General features: G+C 62.6%; 18 protein-coding genes. 9 read left to right on the top strand and 9 right to left on the bottom strand.

What is annotated here, in order from left to right; genetic code table 11:
* Positions 1-191 precede the first annotated feature (191 nt).
* Positions 192-632 carry a carboxymuconolactone decarboxylase family protein gene (locus tag QR290_RS19895; RefSeq protein WP_074689185.1) on the top strand — a complete coding sequence of 147 codons (441 nt, stop codon included), beginning with the start codon at positions 192-194 and terminating at the stop codon, positions 630-632.
* Between the two features lie 4 nt (positions 633-636).
* Here the strand turns inward: QR290_RS19895 and QR290_RS19890 are convergent, their stop codons facing one another.
* Both QR290_RS19890 and QR290_RS19885 read right to left on the bottom strand, forming a co-directional pair.
* A complete protein-coding gene (locus QR290_RS19890; protein WP_115078605.1) occupies positions 637-2,229 on the bottom strand; it encodes a DHA2 family efflux MFS transporter permease subunit in 1,593 nt (530 codons plus the stop codon).
* Positions 2,226-3,347 (bottom strand): HlyD family secretion protein, encoded by a 1,122-nt coding sequence (locus QR290_RS19885; RefSeq protein WP_289203426.1) that lies wholly within the window; start codon positions 3,345-3,347, stop codon positions 2,226-2,228. The genes QR290_RS19890 and QR290_RS19885 overlap by 4 nt, the downstream gene beginning before the upstream one ends.
* A gap of 246 nt (positions 3,348-3,593) precedes the next feature.
* On the opposite strand from QR290_RS19885, the gene QR290_RS19880 reads away from it, so the two are divergent.
* The 3 genes from QR290_RS19880 (at position 3,594) to QR290_RS19870 (ending at position 10,759) form a co-directional block, all read left to right on the top strand.
* Positions 3,594-5,321, top strand: a complete 1,728-nt coding sequence (locus tag QR290_RS19880; protein ID WP_289203425.1) for a ShlB/FhaC/HecB family hemolysin secretion/activation protein — start codon at positions 3,594-3,596, stop codon at positions 5,319-5,321.
* Positions 5,322-5,415: 94 nt separating this feature from the next.
* The gene (locus tag QR290_RS19875) at positions 5,416-9,885 is read left to right on the top strand and encodes a hemagglutinin repeat-containing protein (protein ID WP_289203424.1); all 4,470 of its coding nucleotides are present in this window, start codon (positions 5,416-5,418) and stop codon (positions 9,883-9,885) included.
* Positions 9,886-10,030: 145 nt separating this feature from the next.
* Complete coding sequence (locus QR290_RS19870; protein ID WP_289203423.1) at positions 10,031-10,759, top strand: class II aldolase and adducin N-terminal domain-containing protein; 729 nt, start codon at positions 10,031-10,033, stop codon at positions 10,757-10,759.
* A 1-nt stretch (position 10,760) separates the two neighbouring features.
* On the opposite strand, the gene QR290_RS19865 is transcribed toward QR290_RS19870, so the two are convergent.
* From QR290_RS19865 to QR290_RS19855, 3 genes are read right to left on the bottom strand one after another with little or no spacing between them, the layout of a single operon-like run.
* Positions 10,761-11,795 (bottom strand): GlxA family transcriptional regulator, encoded by a 1,035-nt coding sequence (locus QR290_RS19865; RefSeq protein ID WP_289203422.1) that lies wholly within the window; start codon positions 11,793-11,795, stop codon positions 10,761-10,763.
* Positions 11,796-11,808: 13 nt separating this feature from the next.
* Positions 11,809-13,470, bottom strand: a complete 1,662-nt coding sequence (locus QR290_RS19860) for a choline dehydrogenase (protein ID WP_289203421.1) — start codon at positions 13,468-13,470, stop codon at positions 11,809-11,811.
* A gap of 39 nt (positions 13,471-13,509) precedes the next feature.
* Positions 13,510-14,679 carry an aromatic ring-hydroxylating oxygenase subunit alpha gene (locus tag QR290_RS19855; RefSeq protein WP_289203420.1) on the bottom strand — a complete coding sequence of 390 codons (1,170 nt, stop codon included), beginning with the start codon at positions 14,677-14,679 and terminating at the stop codon, positions 13,510-13,512.
* Positions 14,680-14,859: 180 nt separating this feature from the next.
* Between QR290_RS19855 and QR290_RS19850 the strand changes: the two genes are divergently transcribed.
* The 4 genes from QR290_RS19850 (at position 14,860) to QR290_RS19835 (ending at position 19,730) form a co-directional block, all read left to right on the top strand.
* Positions 14,860-15,573: a class I SAM-dependent methyltransferase gene (locus QR290_RS19850; protein WP_289203419.1), complete on the top strand. Its 714-nt coding sequence runs from the start codon at positions 14,860-14,862 to the stop codon at positions 15,571-15,573.
* Between the two features lie 110 nt (positions 15,574-15,683).
* Entirely contained in the window at positions 15,684-16,184 is a 501-nt protein-coding gene (locus QR290_RS19845; RefSeq protein WP_045121794.1) for a sigma-70 family RNA polymerase sigma factor, read from the top strand.
* A 40-nt stretch (positions 16,185-16,224) separates the two neighbouring features.
* On the top strand, positions 16,225-17,208 hold the full coding sequence (locus tag QR290_RS19840) for a FecR family protein (RefSeq protein ID WP_289203418.1): 984 nt from the start codon (positions 16,225-16,227) through the stop codon (positions 17,206-17,208).
* 98 nt (positions 17,209-17,306) lie between these two features.
* Positions 17,307-19,730 carry a TonB-dependent siderophore receptor gene (locus QR290_RS19835; protein WP_289203417.1) on the top strand — a complete coding sequence of 808 codons (2,424 nt, stop codon included), beginning with the start codon at positions 17,307-17,309 and terminating at the stop codon, positions 19,728-19,730.
* 44 nt (positions 19,731-19,774) lie between these two features.
* On the opposite strand, the gene QR290_RS19830 is transcribed toward QR290_RS19835, so the two are convergent.
* A complete protein-coding gene (locus tag QR290_RS19830) occupies positions 19,775-20,926 on the bottom strand; it encodes an MFS transporter (RefSeq protein WP_007955928.1) in 1,152 nt (383 codons plus the stop codon).
* 196 nt (positions 20,927-21,122) lie between these two features.
* Between QR290_RS19830 and QR290_RS19825 the strand changes: the two genes are divergently transcribed.
* Positions 21,123-22,118: a diaminopimelate epimerase gene (locus tag QR290_RS19825; protein WP_289203416.1), complete on the top strand. Its 996-nt coding sequence runs from the start codon at positions 21,123-21,125 to the stop codon at positions 22,116-22,118.
* Between the two features lie 10 nt (positions 22,119-22,128).
* On the opposite strand, the gene QR290_RS19820 is transcribed toward QR290_RS19825, so the two are convergent.
* From QR290_RS19820 to codB, 3 genes are all read right to left on the bottom strand, one after another.
* Positions 22,129-23,694 carry a glucan 1,4-alpha-maltotetraohydrolase domain-containing protein gene (locus tag QR290_RS19820; protein WP_289203415.1) on the bottom strand — a complete coding sequence of 522 codons (1,566 nt, stop codon included), beginning with the start codon at positions 23,692-23,694 and terminating at the stop codon, positions 22,129-22,131.
* A gap of 131 nt (positions 23,695-23,825) precedes the next feature.
* Positions 23,826-25,067: a cytosine deaminase gene (gene codA, locus QR290_RS19815; RefSeq protein WP_115078593.1), complete on the bottom strand. Its 1,242-nt coding sequence runs from the start codon at positions 25,065-25,067 to the stop codon at positions 23,826-23,828.
* Positions 25,068-25,080: 13 nt separating this feature from the next.
* A complete protein-coding gene (gene codB, locus QR290_RS19810; protein ID WP_115078592.1) occupies positions 25,081-26,352 on the bottom strand; it encodes a cytosine permease in 1,272 nt (423 codons plus the stop codon).
* Positions 26,353-26,370: the final 18 nt, after the last annotated feature.

Raw genomic sequence — 26,370 nt, 5'->3', positions numbered from 1 at the left:
AGTGCGAAAAGCATGCAATTAAGAATTGATCGCATTCTAGTGGCGCGCAACGAGTGCTGGCAATTGCCCATTCACACTTTCTTTTCTGACGGCAGAGGAGTGGCCTACCCGTCTTCCGGGAGATTGGCTATTTGCCTGGCCCGGCCCCGGGACTAACGTAGCCACACATTCACTTGCCCCGGAGAGTCGCCATGAAACCTCGTATCGATTTCTACACCGCGTCCCCAGATGCCCTGAAAGCGATGATCGCGCTGGAAACCGCCGTCTCGAAACTGCCGCTGGAAAAGACCCTGATCGAACTGGTCAAGCTGCGCGCTTCGCAGATCAACGGCTGCGCGTTCTGCATCGACATGCACACCGCTGACGCGATCAAGGGCGGCGAAACCCCGCGCCGGTTGTTCGCCGTGACCGCATGGCGTGAAGCGCCGTTCTTCACCGAACGTGAACGCGCCGCGCTGCTGTGGACCGAAACCCTGACCCAGTTGAGCCTGACCCACGCCCCGGATGAAGACTACGAAGCGGTCGCCGCCCAGTTCTCACCCAAGGAAATGGTCGATCTGAGTGTCGCGATCAGCACCATCAACAGCTGGAACCGCCTGGCCGTGGGCTTCCGTAAAACCCCGCAAGCCTGATCGATCAATGTGCATCGGCACTCGGCGCGGCCGGTGGTTGCACCTTGCGCATCAAGGGCACCATCGCCGTGGCGATGCCGAAGCACACCATGATCATCAGAAACGTGTCGCCGTAGGTTTGCGTCTGCGCCTCACGATAGGTCAGCAGCCATAGCTGACGCAGGCTGGCGGTGAGGCCGACATCGCCGCTCTGACCCAGCGCGGCAAAGTTGCCGCCGACCTGTGCCAGCCACTGATTCACCGCTTCGTTGCTGCTGTTCAGATGCTCCGCCAACCGGGTGAAGTGCAGGTTGGTGCGGTCGTTGAGAATGGTCGCGCACGCGGCAATCCCGATTGCACCGCCCAGATTGCGCATCAGGTTGAACAGGCCCGACGCATGTTTCAGCCGCGCCGGTGCCAGGCCACCCAACGTCAATGTCACCGCCGGTGGCACCGCCAGTTGCTGAGCAATCCCGCGCAGGGCTTGCGGCAGCATCAATTCTCCGGCGCCCCAGTCATGGGTGATCGGACTGAATTCCCACATCGACAACGCGAACAACGCCAGGCCCGCCATCATGATCCAGCGCAGATCGACGCGATTGGCCAGAAAGGCGTACAGCGGAATCGCCATTATCTGGAACACCCCGGTGGAGAAAACCGCCAGACCAATGTCCAGCGCGCCGTAGCCGCGCACCCGGCCGAGAAACAGCGGCGTCAGGTAAATCGTCGCGAACAGGCCGATCCCTGTGACGAAGGAAAAGAAGCAGCCGAGGGCGAAGTTGCGATCCTTTAGGGCGCGCAGGTCGACGATCGGATTGGCTACATGCAACGTGCGGCCGATGAAGGCCAGCCCGGCCAGGCCACTGATCCACGCGGTGGTCAGGATCGTCTGGTCGCTGAACCAGTTCCAGCGCGGGCCTTCTTCGAGGGTGTATTCCAGGCAGCCGAGAAACAGCGCCAGAAACACCATGCTCAAATAATCCGCGCCCTTGAGCAGCGACAGTTCCGGCTGGTCGATCTTCACCAGCATCGGCACCGCCACGGCGACGAAAATCCCCGGCACCAGATTGATGTAGAACAGCCAGTGCCAGGACGAAATGTCGGTGATCCAGCCGCCGATCACCGGGCCCAATGTCGGTGCCAGCGAGGCCACGGCGCCAATGGTTGCTGCGGCGATTACCCGTTGTTTGCCGGTGAAGAAAAAGAACGCCGTGGTGAACACCAGCGGAATCATCGAGCCGCCCAGAAACCCTTGCAGCGCGCGAAAGGCGATCATGCTCTGGATGTTCCAGGCGATGCCGCAGAGCAGGCTGGCGAGGGTGAAACCGACCGCTGAAGCGCAGAACAGCCAGCGTGTGGAGAACACTCGCGACAGCCAGCCCGACAGCGGAATCACGATGATTTCGGCGATCAGGTAACTGGTCTGCACCCACGCCGTTTCATCGGTGCCGGCGGACAACCCGCCGCCGATATCGCGCAGCGAAGCCGAGACGATCTGGATGTCCAGCAGCGCGATGAACATGCCGATGCACATCGTGGCGAAGGCGAACACTTTGGTTGCCGTCGCCATCTCGGCAGCATTGAATGGCTGCGCGGAGGCGGTGAGGGCGGTGCTCATGGCGCGCTGGCCACGGCGGTGGTTTCAGGCTGGGCGCGGGTGTCGACCTCAGCGGTCACCGACAGGCCCGGACGCAGGTGGCCGAGCACGCCGTCGGCGGGGTCGAGCAGGATCCGCACCGGCACACGCTGGACGATTTTGGTGAAATTGCCGGTGGCGTTTTCCGGCGGCAGCACGCTGAATTGCGAACCGGTGGCCGGGGCGAGGCTGTCGAGGCGACCGTGGAATTCCTGGCCGGATAACACATCGGCGCGGATGCTCACGCGCTGGCCGGGCTTCATCCGCGCCAGTTGGTCTTCCTTGAAATTGGCATCGACCCACAGACCACTGGCCGGCACTACTGACAACTGTTGCGAACCGGCCTGCGCATAGGCGCCGACCCGCGCGCGGCGGTTGCCGATCACGCCGTCGACCGGGGCGCGCAGTTCGGTGTAGCCGAGGTTGAGTTGTGCCAGATCACGCTCGGCCCGTGCTTGCTGGAGGGCGGCGCGGGCCTGTTGTTTCTGGGTTTCGATCACGGTGAGCTGGCGTTGCGCGGCCAGCAGTTCGGCCTGGGCTTTAGCGCTCAAGGCTTGCGCGGTCTTGAAGGTGGCGTCGGCCCGTTGCGCGCTTTCCACCGAGACTGCGTTGGTGGTCACCAGACGTTTGTAGCGTGCGTTGTCGTCCCGCGAACGCGCAGTTTCGGCGCTGGCGGCATCGATGCCGGCGCGGGCCTGACCGATCACCGCTTGCTGCAATTGCTCAGTGGCATCGAGGTTGGCCAGCAGCGCTTCTTCGGCGGCGACCGCGCCTTCGGCCTTGGCCAGATTGGCGCGGTAGTCGCGGGCGTCGAGGCGAATCAGCACGTCGCCGGCCTTCACCTTCTGGTTGTCGCTGACCAGCACTTCCTCGATGTAACCGGCGACTTTCGGCCCGATCACCGTCACGTCGCCGCCAATGTAGGCATTGTCGGTCTCTTCAAGAAACCGCCCGGCGCCCCACCAATGCACGGCGTACAGCCCGGCGAACACCAACGCGGCCAGACCCGCAGTCGGCAACAGCAGGCGTTTGAGCAGGGGAGGTTTGGGGGCGCTGACCGGAACGGCGAGATCGGGTTCTACGGTGGGCATGCTGGTCATGGCGTAATACCTGCGGCTAATACCAGAAAATCAGATCGTTATTACGGCTGTAATATGACGCGAGTAATATTTTGTGGCAATTGATTTTTATCGCCGGTCGTCAGATGGAAGGCGTTTAAAAAAAGCTGATCATTTGTTTAAGAAATGTAAGCGCTGTAGGAAGCGTCTTGCAATTGCGTAGGAAGGCTCTGACTATCACCATCATTGATGGGGTGGCATTAAGCCAGTTGATTGCAAGGATGTTGAGTGCCGTATTCGCTTTGCGTTGTTTCTCGTAGTCGTTACCTGCCTCGCCCGCTGTTGTCGGCCTTGTTGTTGAGTGTATGTGCGCCCAGCGTTCTCGCCGCCGAAGCTCCAGCCCCTGGCCAGGAAGTGCTGCGCCAGCAACAACTGCAACAGCGCGATCTGCAACAACTGCAAATCGAACAGCGCAAGCGGCAACTGGAGCGCGGCGCGTTCGGCCCGACGCCTGCCACCCCGGCCGTTCCTGAATCGATCAAACCCGACGAGCGTTGCTGGCCCTTGAGCGGCACGCGCATCGGCGGCGTCACGCTGATCGACAAAGACCAACTCAACGCCCGGATCAAACCGCTGCTGGCGCCGTGCATGGGCGTCGGCCAGATCAACCATTTGCTGGCGACCATCACCGCGCTGTACGTGGAGAAGGGCTACATCGCCAGTCGGCCATACTTGAGCAGTGCGCCGGCGGCCGGGCAGTCGCTGGATATCCTGATCGACGAAGGCTATATCGAGTCCATCGAACTGGCGGACCAAAGCTTGCCGGTGTCGCTCGGCGGGGCGTTCCCCGGCATGCTCGGAAAACCGCTGAATCTGCGGGATCTGGAGCAGGGTCTGGATCAGTTGAACCGTCTGCGCTCAGTCGATCTGACCGCCGACATCGCCCCCGGCAGTCAGCCTGGTGCGTCAAAAATCATCTTGCGTTCGCGTACCTCCGGGCAGTCACGCTGGGCCCTTGGTGCCGGTTTCGACAACCTCGGCAGCGCCAGCACCGGTCGTGATCGCGACACGCTGAGCCTGACCCTCGACAGTCCGCTCGAACTCAACGATCTGTTGAGCCTCAGCGCCAGCGACACCCTCAATCAGGGCGACCGCTACAGCCGCAACGCCAGCCTCTATTACGCGATTCCCTACGGCTATTGGACATTCAGTACCTTCGCCAGCCACGCCGAATACCGCGCGCCGTTCAAACTCAGCACGCTGACCTTTCACAGCACCGGCATCACCGATCAGCTCAGCCTGCGCGCCGACCGGGTGTTATGGCGCGACCAGAGCCATCAGCTCAGCGCCAACCTGCAACTGGCGCATAAAGATGTCGACAGCTATCTGGAAAACGTCCGTCTCGGCATCCAGAGCCCGACCCTGACCGTGGCCGAGGCCGGGCTCAATCTGTTCTGGCTCGACCGCGCGGTGTGGAACCTCGACGTCAATTACGCCCAGGGTTTGCACTGGTTCGGCGCCGATGACGATGCCGATCGCCAGGTCAAAAACCTGCCCAAGGCACAGTTTCGCAAGTACCGCGCCGGCCTCAGCCAGTGGCGCAACGGCCAGCTCGGCGCGCAAGCCTGGCAATGGCAGAGTCAACTCAATTTGCAGTACAGCCCGGATCCGTTGCCGGCGATCGAACAACTGCTCGGCACCGACGACTCCGCCGTGCGCGGTTATCGGGTCAGCAGCGCGTCCGGCGCCAGCGGTGCGATCTGGCGCAACACTTTGCGCCTGCCGCTGCGCAGCGATTTGCCGGTGCAGCTCACCCCGCGTGTCGGCCTCGACCACGGCTGGATCAAGGCCGATCACGGCGCCCCGGTTCAACGCCTGAGCGGCGCCAGCATCGGCCTCAATCTGGGCTGGAAAAACCTGCAGGTGGATGTCGATTACCAACGCAGCCTGAACACCCCGACCGGCCTGCACCGCGAGCCTGAAACCTGGTTGATGCGGGTCGGATTACAGATATGAACGTCAGTGAACAACAGCCATCGGACCTGAGCGCGACAGCCGTGGCCTTCAACTCAACGCGCAACGTGATGCCGCACTACATGGAGAGTTTTTTATGCCAATGAACACCTTTGCGTTTCATCTTTCCCCACGGGGCAAACTGCGCTGGGCCATCGCCAGCCTGTTCCTGGTCGCTCACCTGCCGGGCGCCATGGCCGGTGGCGTGGTGGTCGCGCCCGGCCCCGGCGGCACCGCGCAACTGCAAACCCAGGGCGGCGTCCCGATCGTCAACATCGTCGCGCCCAACGGACAGGGCCTGTCGCACAACCAGTTCCTCGACTACAACGTCGACCGTCAGGGCCTGGTGCTGAACAACGCCTTGCAGGCCGGGCAATCGCAGCTCGCCGGGCAACTGGCGGCCAACCCGCAATTGCAGGGCCAGGCCGCAAGCGTGATCCTCAACGAAGTGATCAGCCGCAACCCGTCGGCCATCAACGGTGCCCAGGAAATCTTCGGTCGCGCCGCCGACTACGTACTCGCCAACCCGAACGGCATTTCGGTGAACGGCGGCAGCTTCATCAACACACCGAACGCCAATCTGGTGGTCGGCCGTCCCGAGCTGAACGACGGCAAGCTGCAAGCGCTGAGCACCCGCGACGCCACCGGCCAGTTGCAGATCCAGAGCGGCGGCCTGCGCAACGGCGAAGGCTCGATCAACCTGATCGCGCCGCGCATCGACAGCCAGGGCGCAATCACTGCGCGTGATCAACTGAACCTCACCGTCGGGCGCAATCAGATCGACTACGCCAGCGGCCAGGTGAAAGCCGTGGACCCGGCAGGCAACACCACCGATCAGCGAATCGACGCCAGCCTGTTCGGCGCGATGCAGGCCGGACGCATCAACATCGTCAGCACCGCAGAAGGCGCGGGCGTAAAAGTGGGCGCGGTGCAAGTCGCCGGACGTGACGGCGTGCAGATTCGTTCGGCGGGCGACTTGAGCGTCAGCGGTCAGGCGATCCCGGACAGCCTCGACGTGACTCGCGCCGGTATCCGCAGCAGCCAGGGCGACGTCGGCCTGCACAGCGGCAAAGACCTGACGCTGGCCGCCACCGATGTCAGCGGTCGTGACGTGAAGGTCGAGGCCAAACGCAACCTGACCCTGACCACCGTCGAAAGCCGCAAGCTCCAGGAACAGCGTGAGAACTGGAACAACAGCACCATCGGCATAACCTGGGAAACCTACGAACGCACCAAGACCGACAGCGATTCGCGCCAGCACGGCAGCCAGATCGTTGCCAGCCGCGACGCGCAATTGTCGTCCGGCAAAGACACCGAACTGAAAGCCGCCAAGGTCGACGCGAAAAACAACCTCAGCGTGCAAAGCGGCGGCGATCTGCGCCTGACCGCCGCTACTGAAAGCCACACCCAGACCGATCAGGGCAAGCACCGCAAACACCTGTGGAAAGCCGACTGGGACAGCAGCAGCGAAGAACAGCGCAGCGTCACCAGCCAGCTGAAGGGCGGCAACATCGCCCTGCAAACCGCCGCACTGTTGCGCTCCGAAGGCGCCGAACTGAACAGCGCCGGCGATCTGCAACTGGCCGGCAAACAGGTGGAAATCACCACCGCGACCCGCACCCATCGCAGCAGCGACAATCGCTATTCCGGTGATCTGGTCGGCGGCGGTTTCTTCGGCAAGACCGGCGACGCCGACAAGGGCCAGACCCAGCATCAGGGCAGCAAGATCAACGCGGCCGGCAAACTGGTGGTCAAGGCCGACGACGTGCGCATCAGCGGCAGCCAAGTGCGTGGCGGCAAAGACGCCAGTGTGATCAGCGACAACGGTTCGCTGACCATCGACGGCGTGCAGGACACTTCGCACAGCAACAATCACGACAAGGACAGCAAGTTCTTCGGCATCACCAAGGACGAGTCCCGGCAGAACAGCAAGGACAGCACCACGGTGCGCAGCGAGCTGGCTTCCGACAGCAACCTCAAGCTGAAAAGCGCCAAGGACATCGAAGTCGCCGGCTCCACGGTCAAGGCCGGCGCTTCGCTGACGGCGGATGCGGCCGGTGACGTGAGTGTGCATTCGACGCAGAACACCCACGACAGCAGCAACAGCGCGCAGACCCGTGGCTTCGACGCCTATGCCAAGGAGCAAACGGCGGAGCAATATCGCGCCGGCGTGCATTACGAAGACAAATCCCAAACAGTCACCGCCAACGACGTCACGCAGCAGGCTTCCAGCCTCAGCGGCGGCAGCGTGCAGGTGAAGGCGGGCGGCGACGTGACGCTCAAGGGCGCCGAGGTGAAATCCACCGCTGGCGACACCACCCTGAGCGGCAAGAACGTCTCGCTGCTGGCCGAGCAGGACAGCCACAGCACCTCGACCGAGACCCGCAGCACCGGCGGCGGTTTCTACTACACCGGCGGCCTCGACCGCGCAGGCAGCGGCGTGGATTTCTCGCACAGCACCTCGCAAGACACCACCGCTAAAACCACCGCGCAAACCACCGGCGTGCAGAGCAGCGGCAGCCTGAACATCACCGCGGACAAGCTCGCCACCGAAGGCGCGCAACTCAAGTCCGGCAACGGTCTGAACGTCGCCGCCAACGAAGTCGACAACCGTGCCGCGAGCAACACCGAAAGCAGCACCCACAGCGAGAGCAACTGGTCGGCGGACATCGGCGCCAACGTCGAGTACAAAGACATCGCCCGGCCGATTGCCGGCGCGGTGAAAGACGTGCTCGACCGCAAGGTGCCGGACAAAGATGCACTGGCCAATCTCGGTCAGCCGAATGTCGGTATCGACGTGGCGGTCGGTCATGCCAGCGCCGAGAAAACCGAGCAGAGCAGCAACGCCGTGGTCAGCCGGTTCGACGGCCAGACCGTGGACGTGAAGGTCGGCGGCACGCTGCACGATCAGGGCACCCAGTACAACGCCAGCGCCGGCAAAGTGAACATCAGCGCCGACAAACTGGTGGCCGATGCCGCGAACAACACCCGCAGCAGCACCGACAATTCGGTGGATGCCAAGGTTGATGTGCGCGTCTACACCAAGACCGGTGAAGACGTGAACGTGGCCGGCAGCGGCACGGGTGGCAGCAGCCAGTCGAGCAAGAACAGCTCCACGGCGTTGGTCGGCGGTTACGCCGGCAATCAGGGTGTGAACATCAATGTTGGCGGCGATGCCCGGTTCGAAGGCAGCCGTTTCGACGGCGGGCAGGGTGGTGTCAGCGTCAAGACCGGCGGTGATCTGGCCCTGAATCAAGCCAACGACCGTCAGAGCAGCGACAGCTCAAGCCTGCGTGGCAACGGCTCGCTGACCGTCGGCACCTTGCCGGGCACCGACGGCACTAACGTCGATCTCGGCGCCGGGTTCCAGCTCGATCACAAAGGAAACCAGACCACCGACACCCAGGCGCATGTCGCCAGTATCAGCGGCAACGGCCCGGTGCAATTGAGCAGCGGCGGCAATCAGGTGCAGCAAGGCACCAAGATCGACAGCGCTGGCGCTATCGACCTGAAGGCCGAAGGCAAGCTCGACCTGCAAGCGGCCACTGATTCGCACGTCGCCACCGGCAGTAATCTCGGCGGCGGCCTGAAGGCGGGCGGCAGCAAGACCAGCAGCGAGAAGAGCCGCGATCAGAGCGGCAACCTCAGCGGCAACTTCAACATCGGTCGGGTCAACGAGAACACCCAGACCCTCACCGGTGGTCAGCTCAACAGCCAGAACGGCGTCGCGCTGAGCGGTGATTCGGTGCGCCTGCAAGGCACTCAGGTCACTGCTCCAAACGTCGGCATCGACGCGCAGAAGGGCGGCTTCGTTCAGGAGTCCGCGCAATCCACCGACAACCGCAACAACTGGAACGTTGCGCTGAACGCCGGTGGCAATCTGAGCAAAAGCACCCCGACCGCCGCCGATGAAAAAGTCAGCAGCGATCACGGCTTCAATGCCGGGGCCAAGGTGGGCGTGGATTACCTGCAAGGCACCACCCAGCAGAACAGCCAGATCAAGGCTGACACGGTGGTGCTGAATAGCGCGGGTGATGCGAGCCTGAGCGGCGCGCGGATCGATGCGCGCAATGTCAGCGGCAACGTGGCGGGTGATCTGTCGGTCGAGAGCCGTCAGGACTCCAGCACTCACGCCAAGGTCGATGTGGATCTGGGCCTGACCGCCAAGAAAACCCCGGCCGACGACAAGGGCAAACTCGCGGGCACCGACTACAAGCCAACGCTGAAAGCCGAAGGCGAATACGCGCACAAGGACAGCGTGAAACAGGCGTCCGGCATCAGCGCTAGTCAAGGTGTGAACCTCACCGTCGGCGGCGCGACGCAGCTGACTGGTGCGCGGATTTCCGCCACCGAAGGCAAGGTCGATCTGGGTGGTTCGAAGGTCAGCAGCAGCGACCTGAGCAACCGCGACTACGGCGTGAAAGCCGGCCTGGACCTGCCACACAAAACCGAAGAAAACGCACCGAAGGTGTCGCTTGAAAACGGCAACCTGAAAGTCGGCCCGGTGACCCTGAGCGGTCATCTGGACAGTCAGTCCCTGCAAGCGGGGATCGACGAAAAAGGCTGATTGACCGTCAGTGAAACCGGCGGGGGCGAGCCAGCTCGCTCCCGCTTCTGATGGACGCCCCGCTCAAAACGGCAGCCACTATCGTTTCCCGTCAAGTCAGTGAATCCACGCGCTCTACACTCGGGTGAAACCGGGAGGCCGCGCCATGCACGACAACGTCGAACACTTGAGAATCCAGCTGGCCTGCGCCCTGCGCTGGGCCGCGCGTTTGAACCTGCACGAATCCATCGCCAATCATTTCAGCGTGGCCACTTCGCAGGACGGTCGCGAGTTTCTGATCAACCCTTACGGCAAACATTTCTCGCGGATCCGCGCGAGTGATCTGCTACTTCTCGATGCTGACGATCCGTCCAGTCTCGACCGCCCGGACGCCCCGGACATCACCGCCTGGGCCTTGCACAGCGCCTTGCACCGTAATCAGCCTCAGGCTCGTTGCATCCTGCATACCCACAGCAAATACGCGACGACGCTGGCTTGTTTGAAGGATTCGCGGCTGCCACCGATCGAGCAGAACAGCATGCGGTTTTTTGAGCGGGTGGCGATTGATGACGGCTTCGATGGCATGGGATTAGGTGAGGAGGCGGAGCGGGTGAGCGGGCTGCTCGGCGACAAGCCGATCCTGCTGATGGGCAATCACGGCTTGCTGGTCGCGGCACCGAGCTTGGCGCAGGCTTTTGATGATCTGTATTACTTCGAGCGGGCGTGCGAGGTGTACATCACTGCGTTGGCTACCGGGCATGAGTTGCGGGTGGCCAGTGATGAAGTGGCGCGCAAGACGTGTCGGCAATGGCTGGATTATCCGGGGTTTGCGGATAAGCATTTCAACGCGTTGATGGACATTCTTGATGAGGAAGAGCCGGCGTATCGGCAGTGATTCATTCCGGTGACAAATGCGCCTTGCTCAACGGCTGGCGCATCACCGGCGCGCTCCACGCCTGACGCCGGTCCTCGCTCGGCGGGCAGCCGAAACGTGCGCGGTAAGTGCGGGAGAAATGCTCCAGCGAGCCAAACCCGGAACACGCCGCCACCTGGGCCACGCTCATCTGCGTCTGTTGCAGCAGATTGTGCGCCCGGGCCAGGCGCAGGGTGATGTAGTACTTGAGCGGCGAGAGCCCGGTCTGATGCTTGAACTGGCGTTCGAGCTGTCGCCGCGACAGGCCGACTTCGCTGGCAATCGCCTCGCAGTCCAGCGGTTCTTCCAGAGCATTTTCCATCAGTTGCACGGCACGGCGGATCTTGTTGCCGTACATCCCGCTGTTGCCCAGGCCACCGTCGAGCTGATTGTCCGCCGGGGCGCGCATCTGGCCCATCAACAGGTGCAGGCCGATTTCCCGGGCCAGATCCGCATCGAAGCGCTGGCCGATCCAGCCCAGCAGCATGTCGAGAATGGTGGTCGCGCCGGCACAGGTCAGGCGCTGGCGTTCGAGGGTGTAGAGCTGCGGTCGGGCGCGGACCTTGGGGTAGCTTTCCTGAAAACCCTGCAGGTTGTCCCAATGCACCGCTGCCTCATAGCCGTCGAGCACACCGGCGGCGGCCAGCAGTTCGGTGCCGGTTTCCACCCCGATCAACACCGCGCCGAATAGCGCCTGCTTGCGCAGCCAACTCTTGAGCGCCGGATTGCGACTGTGTTGATGCACCTCGAAACTGGCCAGCACCACGCAGGCGTCGAAGGCCTGCTCGTTATTCAAACCGTCCTCGGCGATGCTCGCCAGACCGTTGCTGGCTGTCACCGGGCCGGGCTGCAACGACAACAATGTCCATTCGAACAGCGTGCGCTGGCTCAGCCAGTTGGCGATGGCCAGCGGTTCCAGTACCGCCGCCAGACCGAAATTGGAAAACGCCGGCAACAACAGCACCGCCACTCGCAGCGGTGCTTCATTGCGCGGTAAAGCTTCAGCGGATCGGGTCATCGCCATCTCTGCTTTATCGTTGTTCGGTCTGCCAGTGCGGATGGGTCCACACCGGTACATCGAGGGCGGGCAACGGCGTGAGGTTGCGGATCAGGTCGCTGGCCTTTTCCGCGATCATCACCGTCGGCGCGTTGGTGTTCCCGCTGACGATCAGCGGCATGATCGACGCGTCCACCACCCGCAAACCGTCGAGGCCGTGTACCCGCAATTGCGGGTCGACCACCGCTTCAGGGTCGCCCGGGGGCCCCATCTTGCAGGTGCCGCTGGCATGGTAGCCGGTTTCCGTGACCTGCCGCGCCCACGCGTCGAGTTCGGCGTCAGTCTGCACCGAACGGCCCGGCACCAGCTCTTCGCCCTTGAATGGCGCCATTGCCGGTTGCTCGATGATTTCGCGTACCAGCCGCGCGCCGGCGCGCATGTCGGCACGGTCCTGCGCGGTCTTCAGGTAGTTGAACAGAATCCTTGGCGGTCGCCGGGGTTCGGCGCTGTGCAGGGTCACGCTGCCCAGGCTGGTGGGGTGCATCAGGTCGATGTGTATCTGGAACGCGTGAGTCGGCACCAGCTCGACGCTGCCCGGTTGCACGGCCAGCGGCATGAAGGTCAGTTGCAGGTCCGGGTGCTCGACGCCGGCCCGTGATCGAAGGAATGCACCGGCCTCGAAATGGTTGCTCGCCGCCAGACCATCATGACGGACGAACCAGCGCGCGCCGATCCACCATTTACCCGGCGCGGTGGTCCAGCGATACAGCGACACCGGTTGCTTGCAGCGAAACTGCACCACCGCATCCGGGTGATCGTTGAGGCGTTTGCCGACACCAGGCAGGTCGTGAATCACGCTGATCCCGAGGTCGCGCAATTCTGCCGCCGGGCCCACGCCCGAGAGCAACAGCAACTGCGGCGAATTGATCGCCCCGGCGGTCAGCAGTACTTCCCGGCGGGCGCGGACGGTGTTGGTTTCGCCGTTCTGTTCATAGTCAATTCCGACCGCTCGCCGACCCTCGAACAGGATGCGCAGCGCCAATGCATCGGTCACCACTCGCACATTGCCCCGAGCCAGCGCTTCGCTCAGATAACCGCGCGAAGTGCTCCAGCGCCGACCGTTGCGCGTGGTGCGATCCACCGGGCCGAAGGCTTCCTGACGATAGCCGTTCAAGTCCTCGCTGACGCCATAACCGGCCCCGGCCCCGGCCGCGATGAACGCCGCGCACAACGGTGTACTGACGTCACCGGGGGTAACGTGTAAATGGCCGTCGCTGCCGCGATAGTCATCGCCACCGTCGGCGTGAGTCTGCGCTCGCTTGAAGTACGGCAGCACTTCGCGATAGCTCCAGCCAACGCAGCCCTGTTCAGCCCAGCCGTCGTAATCCCGAGCATGGCCACGGATGTAGACCATGCCGTTGATCGACGATGAACCGCCGAGGGTTCGGCCTCTCGGCGTGCCGATCCGGCGGCCGTCGAGGTACGGCTCAGGCTCCGACTGATAGCTCCAGTTGTAGCGCGAGCCACCCACCACGATGCCAACGGCGGACGGCATGTCGATCGTCCAGCTCTTGTCCTCGGGCCCGGCCTCCAGCAGCAGGATGCGCACGTTCGGGTCTTCGCTCAGGCGATTGGCCAACACGCAACCGGCCGAGCCGGCGCCCACGATCAGGTAATCAAACCCGGTTTCGGCCATGGTTTGCTCCGTTCTGACAAATAACGAGGGAAGGGCGGATCAGCCCACGGAATGGCCGTGAATGCCGTTGAACACTAGGCGATGAAAGTGATGCACCAGATGCTCGCTTTCATTGCTGCGCTGGGCGTCGATCATGTAGCGGCCCTGGTCATAGCCGAGCGAGCGCAGGCCTTTTTGTACCGAGATGTTCAGGGCGATGTCTTCAGGGCCGAGGTCTTCGTTCATCCACTTCATGCACGCGGTGCTGACGGCGGCGGTCTCGGGGTTGCTGGAGTAGTAACCGAAGCGCAGCAGCGAGCGCTCGGCATCCAGCGGAATCATGATGAACGAGCCGAGAAACTCGGAGAACGGGAAGGTGTAGAAGGTGTTGTTCGGCCACAGGCCGATGTTGAAAAAGCATTCCTGCGGATTTAGCTCACTCTTCAGCGGCACGCCATAGGCTTCGGTTGCCGATAGATTGGCCGGTGCAGCGTAAGTCCACCAGTTGTCGCGTTTGATCAACTGGTAACCCTTGAAGTCGATCAGCCGGGCGAGGTCGATGTGGCATGGGCCCGACAGCTTGAAGTGATAGCCTTCGATGGAATTGTCCATGATCACCTTCCAGTTGGCCGGCACGATTACGTCCTGTTCCTCGATCAGGCGCATGTCGGTCAGATCCGGAAACACCCGGCCCATTTCTTCGTCGGCACCGGGGAACAGATCCCGCAGCGACGGCGCATTCGGGTCGAGATTGAAGTAGATGAAACCGCCGAGTTCTTCGGTGCGCACCTGGGGAATGTTGAACTGCGCCAGCTCGAAATTCTTCATCCGTTCGCAACGCGGCGCACCGCGCAGGCTGCCGTCCATTTCGTAGCACCACGAGTGATAGGCGCAGCGCACCACGCCGCCGGTGGTGCCACGGCGGTCCTCCAGCAAGCGATTGCCGCGATGCTGGCAGACGTTGTGAAAACCATGGATCTGCCCCTGCCGATTCTTCGCCACCACCACGCTCTGATCGAACAGATCGGTGACCACAAACTGCCCCGGCTCGGCGAACTCACTGACATGCCCGGCGACATGCCAGGCCTTCATGAAAATGTTGTCGCGCTCGGCACGGAACAGGCTGTCGTCGTAGAAATATCGCGAGGGCAGGGTGAAAGCCTGCTCCGGATCCTGCTGATCCCAGGCGTCGACCGGGCTGTGCTGCTTGCGGGTCTGGAAACTGTGCATGAGGCGATCTCCACGGCGTGTTGTTGTGGGATCTAATCTAGGGTGCGGGAGCGGGGTGGGGTTGATGGATTGCGACCAGTTGCTGGGTGGAATGATCAATTTCAGGCTGTACCGGGGAGGTCTTGACAGCCCTGCGATAATGAAACTTCACCGCGATCATCATGCAGAGGAAGGTTTTCCATGGACAATCAAGCACTCAAGGCCTTGTTCGACCAGCAATCCGCCGTCTATGACAAACAGTGGAGCGGCATGGCGCCCCTGCGTGATGCCCTGTATTTGCTGCTGAATTCAGTGTTCGCGGGCCTGCCGGAAAATGCTCGAATACTCTGCGTCGGCGTGGGCACCGGTGTGGAAATGGCGCATCTGGCGCAGCAGTTTCCCGGCTGGCAATTCACCGCAGTAGACCCTTCGGGCGCCATGCTTGACGTGTGCCGTCAGCGAGCGAAAGAAGGTGGTTTCATTGACCGTTGCCGTTTTCACGAAGGCTATCTCGATACGCTGATGGATGAATTCGGTTACGACGGCGCGACCTGTTTTCTGGTGTCGCAGTTTTTGCTCGATCCTCAGGTTCGTATCGACTTTTTCCGCGAGATTGCCCGTCGTCTGCTGCCGGGCGGGATTCTGGCGAATGCTGATCTGGCCTCGGATACCGCATCACCGGCCTATGAAGCATTGCTGCGTCACTGGATGACGCTGATGGCGTCGGCTCAGGTGCCGGTGGAAATGCTTGAACGAGCGCGCACGGCGTATGCCCGGGACGTGGCAATTCTGCCGGCGCCGCAGGTCGCCGGTCTGATCGAGTCGGCCGGGTTCGAGGCGCCGGTCCAGTTCTTTCAGGCGGGTTTGATGCACGGGTGGTTCTGCCGGCGCAAGGCAGCGATTGCCGCGAGTTAGAGTGTTCGAGGGATAGGGGAAAAACAGCTTCGTCGGCATTCCCGAGGAATCCATTGCTTCGGCTTAATAGGAAGCATTACTATTCACGCCCCTTTCCTCAGCACGCCGCAATGATCCCCATGCTGCCCCGCAGACCCGGCTTTCTCGAGCATTACGAAGAGTTGATCGGCACCTGGACCCGTCGCCTGCGCAATCGCTCGCAGGCCGAGGATCTGGCGCACGACACCTTTGTGCGGGTGCTCGAATCCGATTCGTCGGCGGTGCAGCAACCCCGGGCGTATCTGCACCAGACCGCGCGCAACATCGCGGTGGACGGCTATCGGCGTGAGGACCGGCGGGGCGCCATGGAGTCGGAGGCGATCGATCTCAGTGAGTCGCCGACCGGCGACCCGGAGCATTACATGCATGCGATCCAGCTGGCCGATTCCATCGAACGGGCGCTCACCGAGTTGCCGGTCAACTGCCGGCGGATTTTCGTCTGGCAGAAGATCGAGGGCCTGACCCAGGCGGAAATCGCCGAACGCCTGGGCCTGTCCAAGAACATGGTGGAAAAGTATATGATCCGCACCCTGCGGCATCTGCGTGATCGCCTGGACGGGGCGCAATCATGAGCCGCGGCGTCTTTTCATCCCCAGCCAAACAGGACATTCCATGATGGATACTCGTGATTGCGCGTGCGGGCAAACAACGGTGCGCGATGACGCGGCACGCTGGTTTGTGCGTTTGCAGGAGCCGGCCGTCAGTGTCGACGAACAGCAGCGCTTCGACGCGTGGCTGAACGAACATCCGCAGCACCGTGACGAATTCCAGTTGCTGCAAGGCTTGTGGACAGCGGCGGATCTGCTGCCGGCGCCACGGCTTAAAGCTTTGTGCGAAACCCCTCCGGCGCGACGCGAACGCCGCCCGTTGTTGCGTTATGCCGTGGCAGCCGGCGTGGTCGCGGTGGCGCTCGGGCTCGGTCTGTTCAGCGGCTTGAATCACCCGGCGGGTTACAGCGCCGAATTCGCCACCGCGCTGGGTGAGCGCAAGCATGTGGCGCTGCCGGACGGTTCGGTGATCGACCTCAACAGCCGCAGCCGCTTGCAGGTGCGTTTCGAGAAGCATCGCCGGCTCATCGAGCTGACCGAAGGCGAGGCGATGTTCAGTGTCGAGCACGACACTTCCCGCCCGTTCGTGGTCGAGGCCGGCAGCGGCAAGGTCACGGTCACTGGCACTCGTTTCGATGTGCGGCGCGACGTGACGCAGACCCGGGTCGCAGTGGAGCAGGGCACGGTCAAGGTGCAGGGCCGTGATGCGACCGATGCCGACTTCATCAGCCTGACCGCCGGCCTCGGCACGCGGATCGATGCCCAGGGCAAAGTGGCGCCGGCCTACGCGGTCAACCCGGCGGAACTGACGGCCTGGCGCAGCGGCAAACTGGTGTTCAACAACGCCAGCCTCAGCGAAGTCGCCGAGGAAGTGTCGCGTTATCGCGACAAGCCGCTGAAAGTCGCCAACCCGGCGGTGGCCAATTTGCGCCTGACCAGCGTGTTCAAATCCGACAACACCGATGCCTTGCTCAAGGCCTTGCCGAGCATCCTTCCGGTGGCCGTGCGCACCCTTGCCGACGGCAGCCAGGAAATAATTTCAAAATAAAATTCAGGTTTTTTTCGAGTTCGTCGTCTTCCTGTTCAACTGCAACTGGTTTGCATTAACAGCCGCACACTCTTGCGATCCACAGGACTCCGTTCGACGTGAAAAACTCCACCGCCAAAAACAAAAAATCCCCTTGGTTGCCGCTGGCGCTCGCGTTGGCGGTCAACACTGCCGTGCCGATGGCCTTCGCCGCCGAAGCCATTCACATCCGCGCACAGCCGCTGGGTCAGGCCCTGAGCGAACTCGGCCAGCAAACGTCGTTGCAGGTGTTTTTCAGCCCGGACCTGGTCGCCGGCAAACAGGCGCCTGCGGTGGACGGCAATCTTTCCCCGGAGCAGGCCCTGCGCCAATTGCTGCAAGGCAGCGGTCTGGATTACCAGATCAATGAAGGTTCGGTGACGCTGTCGCCGGCCCCGACTTCCGCTGCCAACAGCCCTCTGGAACTGGGCGTGACCGACATCAAGGTTGTCGGCGACTGGCTCGGCGACGCCGACGCTGCCGTGGTGCAGAACCACCCCGGCGCGCGTACGGTGATCCGCCGTGAAGCGATGGTCGAGCAGGGCGCGATGAACGTCGGTGACGTGCTGCGCCGCGTACCGGGCGTGCAGGTGCAGGAAGCCAACGGCACCGGCGGCAGCGATATTTCGCTGAACGTCGGCGTGCGGGGTTTGACGTCGCGTCTGTCGCCACGCTCCACCGTATTGATCGACGGCGTGCCGGCTGCTTTCGCCCCGTATGGTCAGCCACAACTGTCGATGGCGCCGATTTCTTCCGGCAACCTCGACAGCATCGACGTGGTCCGTGGTGCCGGCTCCGTGCGTTACGGGCCGCAGAACGTTGGCGGCGTGATCAACTTCGTGACCCGCGCGATTCCGGAAAAAACCACCGGTGAAATCGGCACGACCCTGGAGACCTCGCAGCACGGTGGCTGGAAACACATCGACACCGCGTTCCTCGGCGGCACCGCCGACAACGGCATCGGCATGGCGCTGTTGTACTCGGGCGTCAACGGCAACGGATACCGCGAGCGCAACAATGGCAACGACATCGACGACGTGATCCTCAAGACCCATTGGGCACCGACCGAGCAGGACGATTTCAGCCTCAACTTCCACTACTACGACGCCAGCGCCGACATGCCCGGCGGCCTGACGCAGAAGCAGTACGACGACAAACCGTTCCAGTCCGACCGCGACTACGACGGCTTCAGCGGCCGCCGCAAGGACGTGTCGTTCAAGTGGATCCGGCAGATCGACGAGCGTACCCAGGCGGAAGTGCTGACCTACTATTCCGACAGTTTTCGCGGCAGCACCATCGCCGCCCGCGATCAGAAAACCCTCAGCTCGTTCCCGCGTTCCTACTACACGCTGGGCATCGAACCGCGTGTCTCGCGCGTGTTTGACGTCGGCCCGACCACCCAGGAAGTCAGCGTCGGTTACCGTTATTTGAAAGAGGCGATGCACGAGCAATCGAGCCGCCTGGCGCTGGTCAACAATGAGCCGGTGGTCACCAGGACCTCCGACGGTCATGTGTTCCAGGACCGCACCGGCGGCACCGAGGCCAACTCGGTCTATATCGACAACAAAATCGACGTCGGTAACTGGACCGTGACCCCGGGCATTCGCTTCGAACACATCAGCACCGACTGGCACGATCGCGCCGTGCTCGACACCGCCGGCAAACGCGTGCCGGAGAAAAACCGCAGTATCGAGAGCAACGAGCCGCTGCCGGCCCTGAGCGTGATGTATCACCTGTCCGATGCCTGGAAGCTGTTCGCCAACTACGAGACGTCGTTCGGCAGCCTGCAATACTTCCAGCTCGGTCAGGGCGGCTCGGGTGACCAGACCGCCAACGGCCTGGAGCCGGAAAAAGCCAAGACCTACGAAATCGGCACGCGCTACAACGATGACGTGTGGGGCGGGGAAGTGACGCTGTTCTACATCGACTTTGACGATGAGCTGCAATACATCAGCAACGACGTGGGCTGGACCAACCTCGGCGCGACCAAGCACCAGGGTCTCGAAGCCTCGGTGCATTACGACATGGCGGCGCTCGATCCACGCCTCGACGGCCTGACCGCCAACGCCGGTTTCACCTACACCCGCGCCACGTACGAAGGCGAGATTCCGGGCTTCAAGGGCCGTGACCTGCCGTACTACTCGCGTCAGGTGGCGACCGTCGGCCTGCGTTACGACATCAACCGCTGGACCTACAACATCGACGGTTTCGCCCAATCCAAGCAGCGCGCACCGGGCACGGGTGTGAACGCCGATGGCAGCTTCAACGGCAACTACATCACCGAAGGCACGGCGGACGGGCAGTACGGTGATATTCCGGGCTACGTGACCTGGAACGTGCGCGGCGGCTATGACTTCGGTTCGCAGCTCTCCAACCTGAAGCTCGGCGCCGGTGTGAAGAACATCTTCGACAAGCAGTACTTCACCCGCTCCAGCGACAACAACTCGGGGATCTACGTGGGCACGCCGCGGACGTTCTTCGTGCAGGCCAGCGTCGGTTTCTGATCTACACGGATTGTTCCCGCGTCTCGACGTGGGAACAATCCGGCTCAGACCTTCAGCGCTTTCCCGCCAATCGCCACCGCCACCAGCAACGTCGCCATCAACCCGAAGGCAAAACTCAGACTGCTGGCATGGGCGACAAACCCGATCACCGCCGGGCCTGCCAGAATCCCTGCATAACCCAGTGTGGTGATTGCCGGCACCGCGATGCTTTCCGGCATCACCGTCTGCTTGCCCACCGCCGTGTACAGCACCGGCACGATGTTCGAACAGCCGGCGCCGACCAGCGCATAACCGAGCAACGCGGCTTGCCAGCTCGGGGCGAAGGTCGCCAGAAACAATCCCGCCGCGGCCAGCAGACCGCCAAACAGAATGATCCGGGTCGCACCCAGTGCGCGGACGATCCGGTCTCCGGTCAATCGGCCCGCGGTCATCGTCAGTGCGAACGCTGCATAACCCAGCCCTGCATACGCGGTGTCGATCCCGCGTTCCTGAGCCAGAAAAACCGCGCTCCAGTCCAGCGCCGCGCCTTCGGTGAGGAACACGATGAAGCACATCCCGCCGATGAACAGCACGATCCCGTGAGGTACCGCGAACGCCGGCCCCGAGCTTTCACTGCCGTAAGGCAACATGTGCGGCACCGCCTTGAACAGCGCCGCGATCAGCACCACGACCACCACCAGCATCGCCGCCAGTGGCGACAGCCCGAGACCGAGCAGGGCGCTCACGCCCGCCGCGCCGACGATCCCGCCGAGGCTGAACAGCCCGTGAAACCCCGACATCATGTTCTTGCCGCTGGCCCGCTCGACGATCACTGCTTGCAGATTCACCGTCGAATCCACCGTACCGAGCCCGGCGCCGAACATGAACAACGTGGCGATCAGCGCCGGAATCGACGACACCGTCGCCAGCAACGGTAACGCTGCACAGATCAGCAACGTGCCGCCCGTGGCCACTTTCCGGCAGCCAAACCGGGTGGCCAGAATCCCCGCCAGCGGCATCGCCAGAATCGAACCGACGCCCAGACACAGCAGCAACAATCCCAACGTCCCTTCATCGAGCCCGGCCCGCGCCTTGGCGTACGGCACCAGCGGCGCCCAAGCGGCGATGCCGAGCCCGGCAATGAAGAAAGCGATACGCGTGGACATCTGTTCGAGGCGTCCGGGGACGAACGTGTCTTGAGGGGTGAGGCTGGTCATAACGATCCTTGGCAAAAAACGTTTCAGCAGCGGACATCCTTGCACAGCTTTTCTGTGGGAGCGAGCCTGCTCGCGATGGCGGTGTATCAGTCAATGAAAGTTCGACGGGCACGACGGCATCGCGAGCAGGCTCGCTCCCACAAGGAATTGCGTTTTACAGTGACGTCTTTGGCAACTCGAAAACAAGGATTAGTACATGACGCAGTTCTACGATGCACGGGGCAATATCTACGGGGTGATTTCACCGCAGGCGCTGCGCGACTCGGGTATCGATTTGGCCGCCAGTGCCACGCACTGTGCCTTGTCTCGACTGGCGTGGAGCCACGCCGCGATTGCCTTGTGTTGCGATTGGCCCGAAGGTGTGCGCCCCGCCGGCAGCAAGTCCCATCGCAGCGATGGCTTGCTGATCGGTCCGTTTCAATCTTCGCCACCCTTTGATCTGCTGATCGTCAATACCGACGGCACGCTGGCCGAGCGCAGTGGCAACGGCCTGACGATTTTCTCTCAGGCACTGCTTGAACAAGGGCTGATGCCGGAGCAGGGGGCATCTTTGCAGGTGCATCACGACAAGCAGGATGCGTCATCGCCGGTGCCCGTTTCCGTCAGACCGGCAGAAGTGGCCGGCGTGCAAGGCTTTTGGCTGGACCTCGGGCAACCCGGTTTCGGCCCGAATGCAGTTGGCGCAGTCGGCGTTGAATCGGTGCGGTTCAATAACGTGGAAGTCAGCCGCGCAAGGCCATTGGCGCAACTCGATCCCGCCTGGACGCACAGCCAGTTCGTGCGTATCGGCAATCCGCACTGCGTGACGCTGCTGGAGGATGAAGCCGCATTGCCTAGCAACGCGCAGATGCTTGAATCACCGCTGACGGAAAGTCTGACCGCCATCGCCTTCGCCATGCCCGTCGGCGCCGGCCAGCCGTGTCCGGCCGGGGTCAACCTGCAATGGGCGATGCGCGCAGGCGACCAACGCATTGTGGCGCGGGTGTTCGAACGGGGCGAAGGCCCGACCGCCTCATCCGGCACCAGCGCCAGTGCAGTGGCGAGCGCGGCGTGGCGGGTGGGCTGGGTGGCGGCGGGAGAGGTGCAGGTGGTGATGCCGGGGGGGACGGCGCCGATCCTGCTGGAGGAGCGCGACGGAGAACTGACTGGCGTGCGTCTGTTCGGTACCGCCGTGCGCGACGAAAGTAGCTGAAACCTCGAGATCAAAAGCGCCCGACAGTGTCGCTCACGGTACCGCTGGTAAATGCGTTATTCGCGCCGGCCTGCCAATGCACCGCTGTCGGCGCTTGGCCACGTACGATGCATTTCCACTCGAGCTTTTGCTGACCCGGCACCTCAACGGTCGTGCTCCAGCGGTTGTTGTCCAGCGTCAGCCCTATCGCATGTTGTGGGTCCCACGCCCCGAACTCCAGTGATGAACCCGCTGCATAGACGCTTTCGCCAGGTTGCGGATTGGCGTTGTCGCAATGCACGTTGACTGCCACGGTCGCAGGCTCGACAGGGCTGCTCCAGATCCGGATATCGCCGTTGTCCCAGGTCAATGTCGGCGTGCCCAAGCCTTGTGGCAGCTGCTGCAGATCGGATTTTAGGGCAATCACCAATGTGCCGCGCACGCCTTGTGTGGTGGCGACCAGTCCCGAATACGCAGTGTTGAAGCGAACCGGAGAATCCGCGCGGATTCCCGCGCCTTTGCGCAGTTTGATCAGTTGCCGGATCAGTTGATCGCGTTGCCAGTCGTACATATGCGGCCAGTACACGGTCGGTGTGCCTGGGCTGCTGAGGATGTAGGCGTAAGCCAGATTGACCAGCGGATCGGGCAACGCCCAGTGATGTTGGCCGCCGTAGGCACCGGGTGAGTAACCGGTGTCGTGATTGTCGACGAAGGTCACCGCGATGGCGCGCCACGCAGGATCCGGATTGCCATTCAAACCGTGGCGCCACTCGGCGATCGAGCCGTTCTGCATGCGCTCCTTGAGGGCAAAATCGAACACCGTGCAGTGTGAGCGATCCGACCAGTCCTTGAGCGCATCCTGCCAGCTTGCACTGCGTCGCCAGTCACCCTGAGGGTATTCGTTGGGGCCTTTCCAGTTTTCGCCGACGCAGAATTGCTGGTTGCCGAAGGCGTTCATCCAGCGATCCACCGTTTCCGGTGCATAACCACGGACGAAGTCAAAGCGCAGGCCTTGAGCACCGTAGTTGTCGCGCAAGTTGATGAATTCTTTTTTGAAGGCGTCGAAGACTGTCGGATTGGCAGTGTTCAGGTCGGCTGTGCCATCCATGAACGCGTCGCCTTCGTCACACTGCGCGCAGTCATGCCGCCACTCGTTGCTCCCTCTCGGGAACATCGAATAGACCGCTTTATCGCTCATGTGATTGGGCACGACGTCGTAGACAACTTTCACGCCTGCGTTGTTGAGTGCCAGCACCGCTTGTTTGAGCTGCTGATCAGTGCCGTAACGGCTGTTCTTGTCGAAGCTGTTCCAGAAGTATCCTTCACCACCGCCGGCAGACGTGGGTGTATTCCACTGCGAAAAGTCGGTCCACGGCGGCGGCATCCAGATCAGGGTGAATCCGTCGTTGCCAATGGTCGTCGCCTGTTGCGCAAGTACCGAATACCAAGGTGTCTGATTGCGGCTGGAGTTCCAGGAAAAGCCTTGCAACATGACATCTTCACCGCTGCCGTTGCGAACGCCGGCCATCGTCGCTGTCGTCGTGGCGAAGGCCAGACAGACAGCGAAAACCAGGCGAAATGGTGAAGTCCCTTTCATGGTCGTCCCCCCGGGAACGATGGGTCCCTTGGGGCTTACTGTGGGCCGGCTTGCGGCGCTTGTCGCCTGTCAGATCTGACAGGCTGGCGCTAACCTTTTGCGATAAAAGCGCCGCGAACCATAACCGCCGCTCAACCCTCCATGAATTCCACCACCGGCATCTGCCGCTTCATCAGCACCTTGCCGCCACGAATCGAATACAGCGGCAGGCCCTGGCTGCGGATCACTTCGTAATCGCTGTCCGCCGACAGGATCAGCAGGTTCGCCGGGCGTCCCTGTTCCAGGCCGTAGCGCTCACCGAGGTGCATGGCCTTGGCGCTGTTGTCAGTCACCAGATCCAGCGCGCTTTGCAGGTTGCGGTAGCCGAGCATGTGGCAGATGTGCAGCCCCGCTTCGAGCACGCGCAGGATGTTGCCGTTGCCCAGCGGATACCACGGATCGACGATCGAGTCCTGACCGAAGCAGACGTTCATCCCGGCTTCGAGCAACTCGTTCACGCGGGTCACGCCACGGCGTTTCGGGAAGTTGTCGAAGCGCCCTTGCAGGTGAATGCTTTCGGTCGGGCAGGAGACAAAACTGATCCCCGAATGCCCGAGCAGGCGGAACAGTTTGGCGCAGTAGGCGTTGTCGTAGGAGCCCATCGCGGTGGTGTGGCTGGCGGTCACGAGCGCGCCCATGTCGCGGCTGCGAGCCTCTTCGGCTAGCACCTCGAGGAAGCGCGAATGCGGGTCGTCGGTTTCGTCGCAGTGCACGTCCACCAGGCAGCCGGTGCGTTCGGCCAGGTCCATCAAAAACTTCACCGAACTGACGCCCTGATCGCGGGTGTACTCGAAATGCGGAATCCCGCCGACCACGTCCGCGCCCATGCGGATCGCTTCTTCCATCAGCTCGCGACCATTGCGGAACGACTCGATGCCTTCCTGAGGGAACGCGACGATCTGCAGGTCGATCAGGTGACGGCTTTCCTCGCGCACTTCGAGCATCGCCTTGAGCGCAGTGAGCTGTGGGTCGGTGACATCAACGTGGGTGCGCACGTGCTGGATGCCGTGGGCGGCCAACGTCTGAATGGTTTTCTTGGCCCGGGTCTTGGTGTCTTCCTGGGTGATGGTGACCTTGCGCTCGCCCCAGCACTCGATGCCTTCGAACAGCGTGCCGCTCATGTTCCAGCGCGGCTCGCCGGCGGTCAGGGTGGCGTCGAGGTGAATGTGCGGCTCGACGAAGGGCGGCACCACCAGATTGCCGCCGGCGTCGAGGTCGTCTGGGCCCAGGGTCGGCGCTTCGGTCTGGCGCGCGATGCTGCGGATCAGGCCGTCTTCGAGGTGCAATTCGTGCAGGCCTTCCTGGTTGCGCAGTCGGGCGTTGATGATGTGCATCGGGCGAATCCTTTTATAGATCTTGTAGAGGGGCGGCCGCGTTGCGGGCGCCGAGCAGGCCGGTCACTGCGATATACGTTAACGCGGCAACGGCGATCCCGACCAGCGGCGCGACCCACGGCGAGCCGAACGCCGCGACGGTCCCGGCCGCGTAAGCCGCGAGCCCCGGCCAGTTGAACGCCGGTAACCGTGCGTCGGCCAGACGCGGATAACGCCCGCGCCAGCGGAAGAAAAAGTCCGCCATGATCACGCCGCCAATCGGCGGGATCACCGTGCCGAGCAGGATCAGATAAGGCACCAGCATGTCGTACATGCCCAGCAGCGCGAGCATTGTGCCGATCAAGGCACCGACCAGAGTCACGGTCTTGCGGCGACCGGTGCGCAGCAGGTTGCAACCGGCGACGGCGAAGTTGTAGATGGTGTTGTCCTGAGTGCTCCAGATGTTCAGCAACAGCATCGCCATCGCCGCCATGGCGAAGCCCTGCAACAGCAGCACTTCGACTACGTCGGGCTGCTGATAGACGATCGCGCCGTAGGCGCCGATCAGCACCATCAGGCCGTTGCCGATGAAAAAACCGATCAGGCTGGCCAGCACCGCGACCCGCGCCGAGCGGGAAAAGCGCGTCCAGTTGGTGGCCTGGGTCGCACCACTGACGAAGGTGCCGAACACCAGCGTGATGGCGGTCGACCAGTCCAGCGAGCCGCTGGGTACGACGCTGAGCAATCCGTCGAGGCCGCCGACTTTCACGGTCGCGACCCACATCGACAGCATCAGCAGCAACATCATCGCCGGCACCGCGATGTACGACAGAATCTCCAGGCCGCGATAACCGACATACGCGGTGGCGCAGAACACCAGACCGAACAGCACCATCAGCCCCAGCACCGTGCCTTCGTTCAGATCGAAATATTTGCCGAGCACCACCGCCGCCGTTGCGGTGCCCCAGGCGTACCAGCCGATCTGGGTGAATCCGAGGATCAGGTCGCTGAGCTTGCTGCCGACTTCGCCAAAACAGAAGCGCCCCATCAGCACCGAATTCAGGCCGCTCTTGAAGGCGATGTAACCGAGGCCTGCGGCGTACACGCCGAGCAGCAGGTTGCCGATCACGATGACGGCAAGCATTTCGCCGAAGTTGAACGCCACGCCGAGCTTGCCGCCGGCGAACATGGTTGCGGTGAAAAAGGTGAAACCCAGCAGCACCATCGCCGTGGAGGCCAGGCCTTTGCGCGCGTGCATCGGGACTTCGCTGAGGGGGTAATCGTTGCCGGGATCGTTTTGCGTCATGGGGGCGTTCCTTGCTGG

This window comes from Pseudomonas fluorescens, from assembly GCF_030344995.1.
Taxonomy (GTDB): Bacteria; Pseudomonadota; Gammaproteobacteria; order Pseudomonadales; family Pseudomonadaceae; genus Aquipseudomonas; species Aquipseudomonas fluorescens_BF.
This window is presented reverse-complemented; position numbering and strand designations above follow the sequence as displayed.

Excerpts from the sequence above, each read along its gene's own strand:
- QR290_RS19895 (WP_074689185.1), top strand. The coding sequence starts at position 192 with ATGAAACCTCGTATCGATTTCTACACCGCGTCCCCAGATGCCCTGAAA.
- QR290_RS19890 (WP_115078605.1), bottom strand. The coding sequence starts at position 2,229 with ATGAGCACCGCCCTCACCGCCTCCGCGCAGCCATTCAATGCTGCCGAG.
- QR290_RS19885 (WP_289203426.1), bottom strand. The coding sequence starts at position 3,347 with ATGACCAGCATGCCCACCGTAGAACCCGATCTCGCCGTTCCGGTCAGC.
- QR290_RS19875 (WP_289203424.1), top strand. The coding sequence starts at position 5,416 with ATGCCAATGAACACCTTTGCGTTTCATCTTTCCCCACGGGGCAAACTG.
- QR290_RS19870 (WP_289203423.1), top strand. The coding sequence starts at position 10,031 with ATGCACGACAACGTCGAACACTTGAGAATCCAGCTGGCCTGCGCCCTG.
- QR290_RS19865 (WP_289203422.1), bottom strand. The coding sequence starts at position 11,795 with ATGACCCGATCCGCTGAAGCTTTACCGCGCAATGAAGCACCGCTGCGA.
- QR290_RS19860 (WP_289203421.1), bottom strand. The coding sequence starts at position 13,470 with ATGGCCGAAACCGGGTTTGATTACCTGATCGTGGGCGCCGGCTCGGCC.
- QR290_RS19855 (WP_289203420.1), bottom strand. The coding sequence starts at position 14,679 with ATGCACAGTTTCCAGACCCGCAAGCAGCACAGCCCGGTCGACGCCTGG.
- QR290_RS19850 (WP_289203419.1), top strand. The coding sequence starts at position 14,860 with ATGGACAATCAAGCACTCAAGGCCTTGTTCGACCAGCAATCCGCCGTC.
- QR290_RS19845 (WP_045121794.1), top strand. The coding sequence starts at position 15,684 with ATGATCCCCATGCTGCCCCGCAGACCCGGCTTTCTCGAGCATTACGAA.
- QR290_RS19840 (WP_289203418.1), top strand. The coding sequence starts at position 16,225 with ATGATGGATACTCGTGATTGCGCGTGCGGGCAAACAACGGTGCGCGAT.
- QR290_RS19830 (WP_007955928.1), bottom strand. The coding sequence starts at position 20,926 with ATGACCAGCCTCACCCCTCAAGACACGTTCGTCCCCGGACGCCTCGAA.
- QR290_RS19825 (WP_289203416.1), top strand. The coding sequence starts at position 21,123 with ATGACGCAGTTCTACGATGCACGGGGCAATATCTACGGGGTGATTTCA.
- QR290_RS19820 (WP_289203415.1), bottom strand. The coding sequence starts at position 23,694 with ATGAAAGGGACTTCACCATTTCGCCTGGTTTTCGCTGTCTGTCTGGCC.
- codA (WP_115078593.1), bottom strand. The coding sequence starts at position 25,067 with ATGCACATCATCAACGCCCGACTGCGCAACCAGGAAGGCCTGCACGAA.
- codB (WP_115078592.1), bottom strand. The coding sequence starts at position 26,352 with ATGACGCAAAACGATCCCGGCAACGATTACCCCCTCAGCGAAGTCCCG.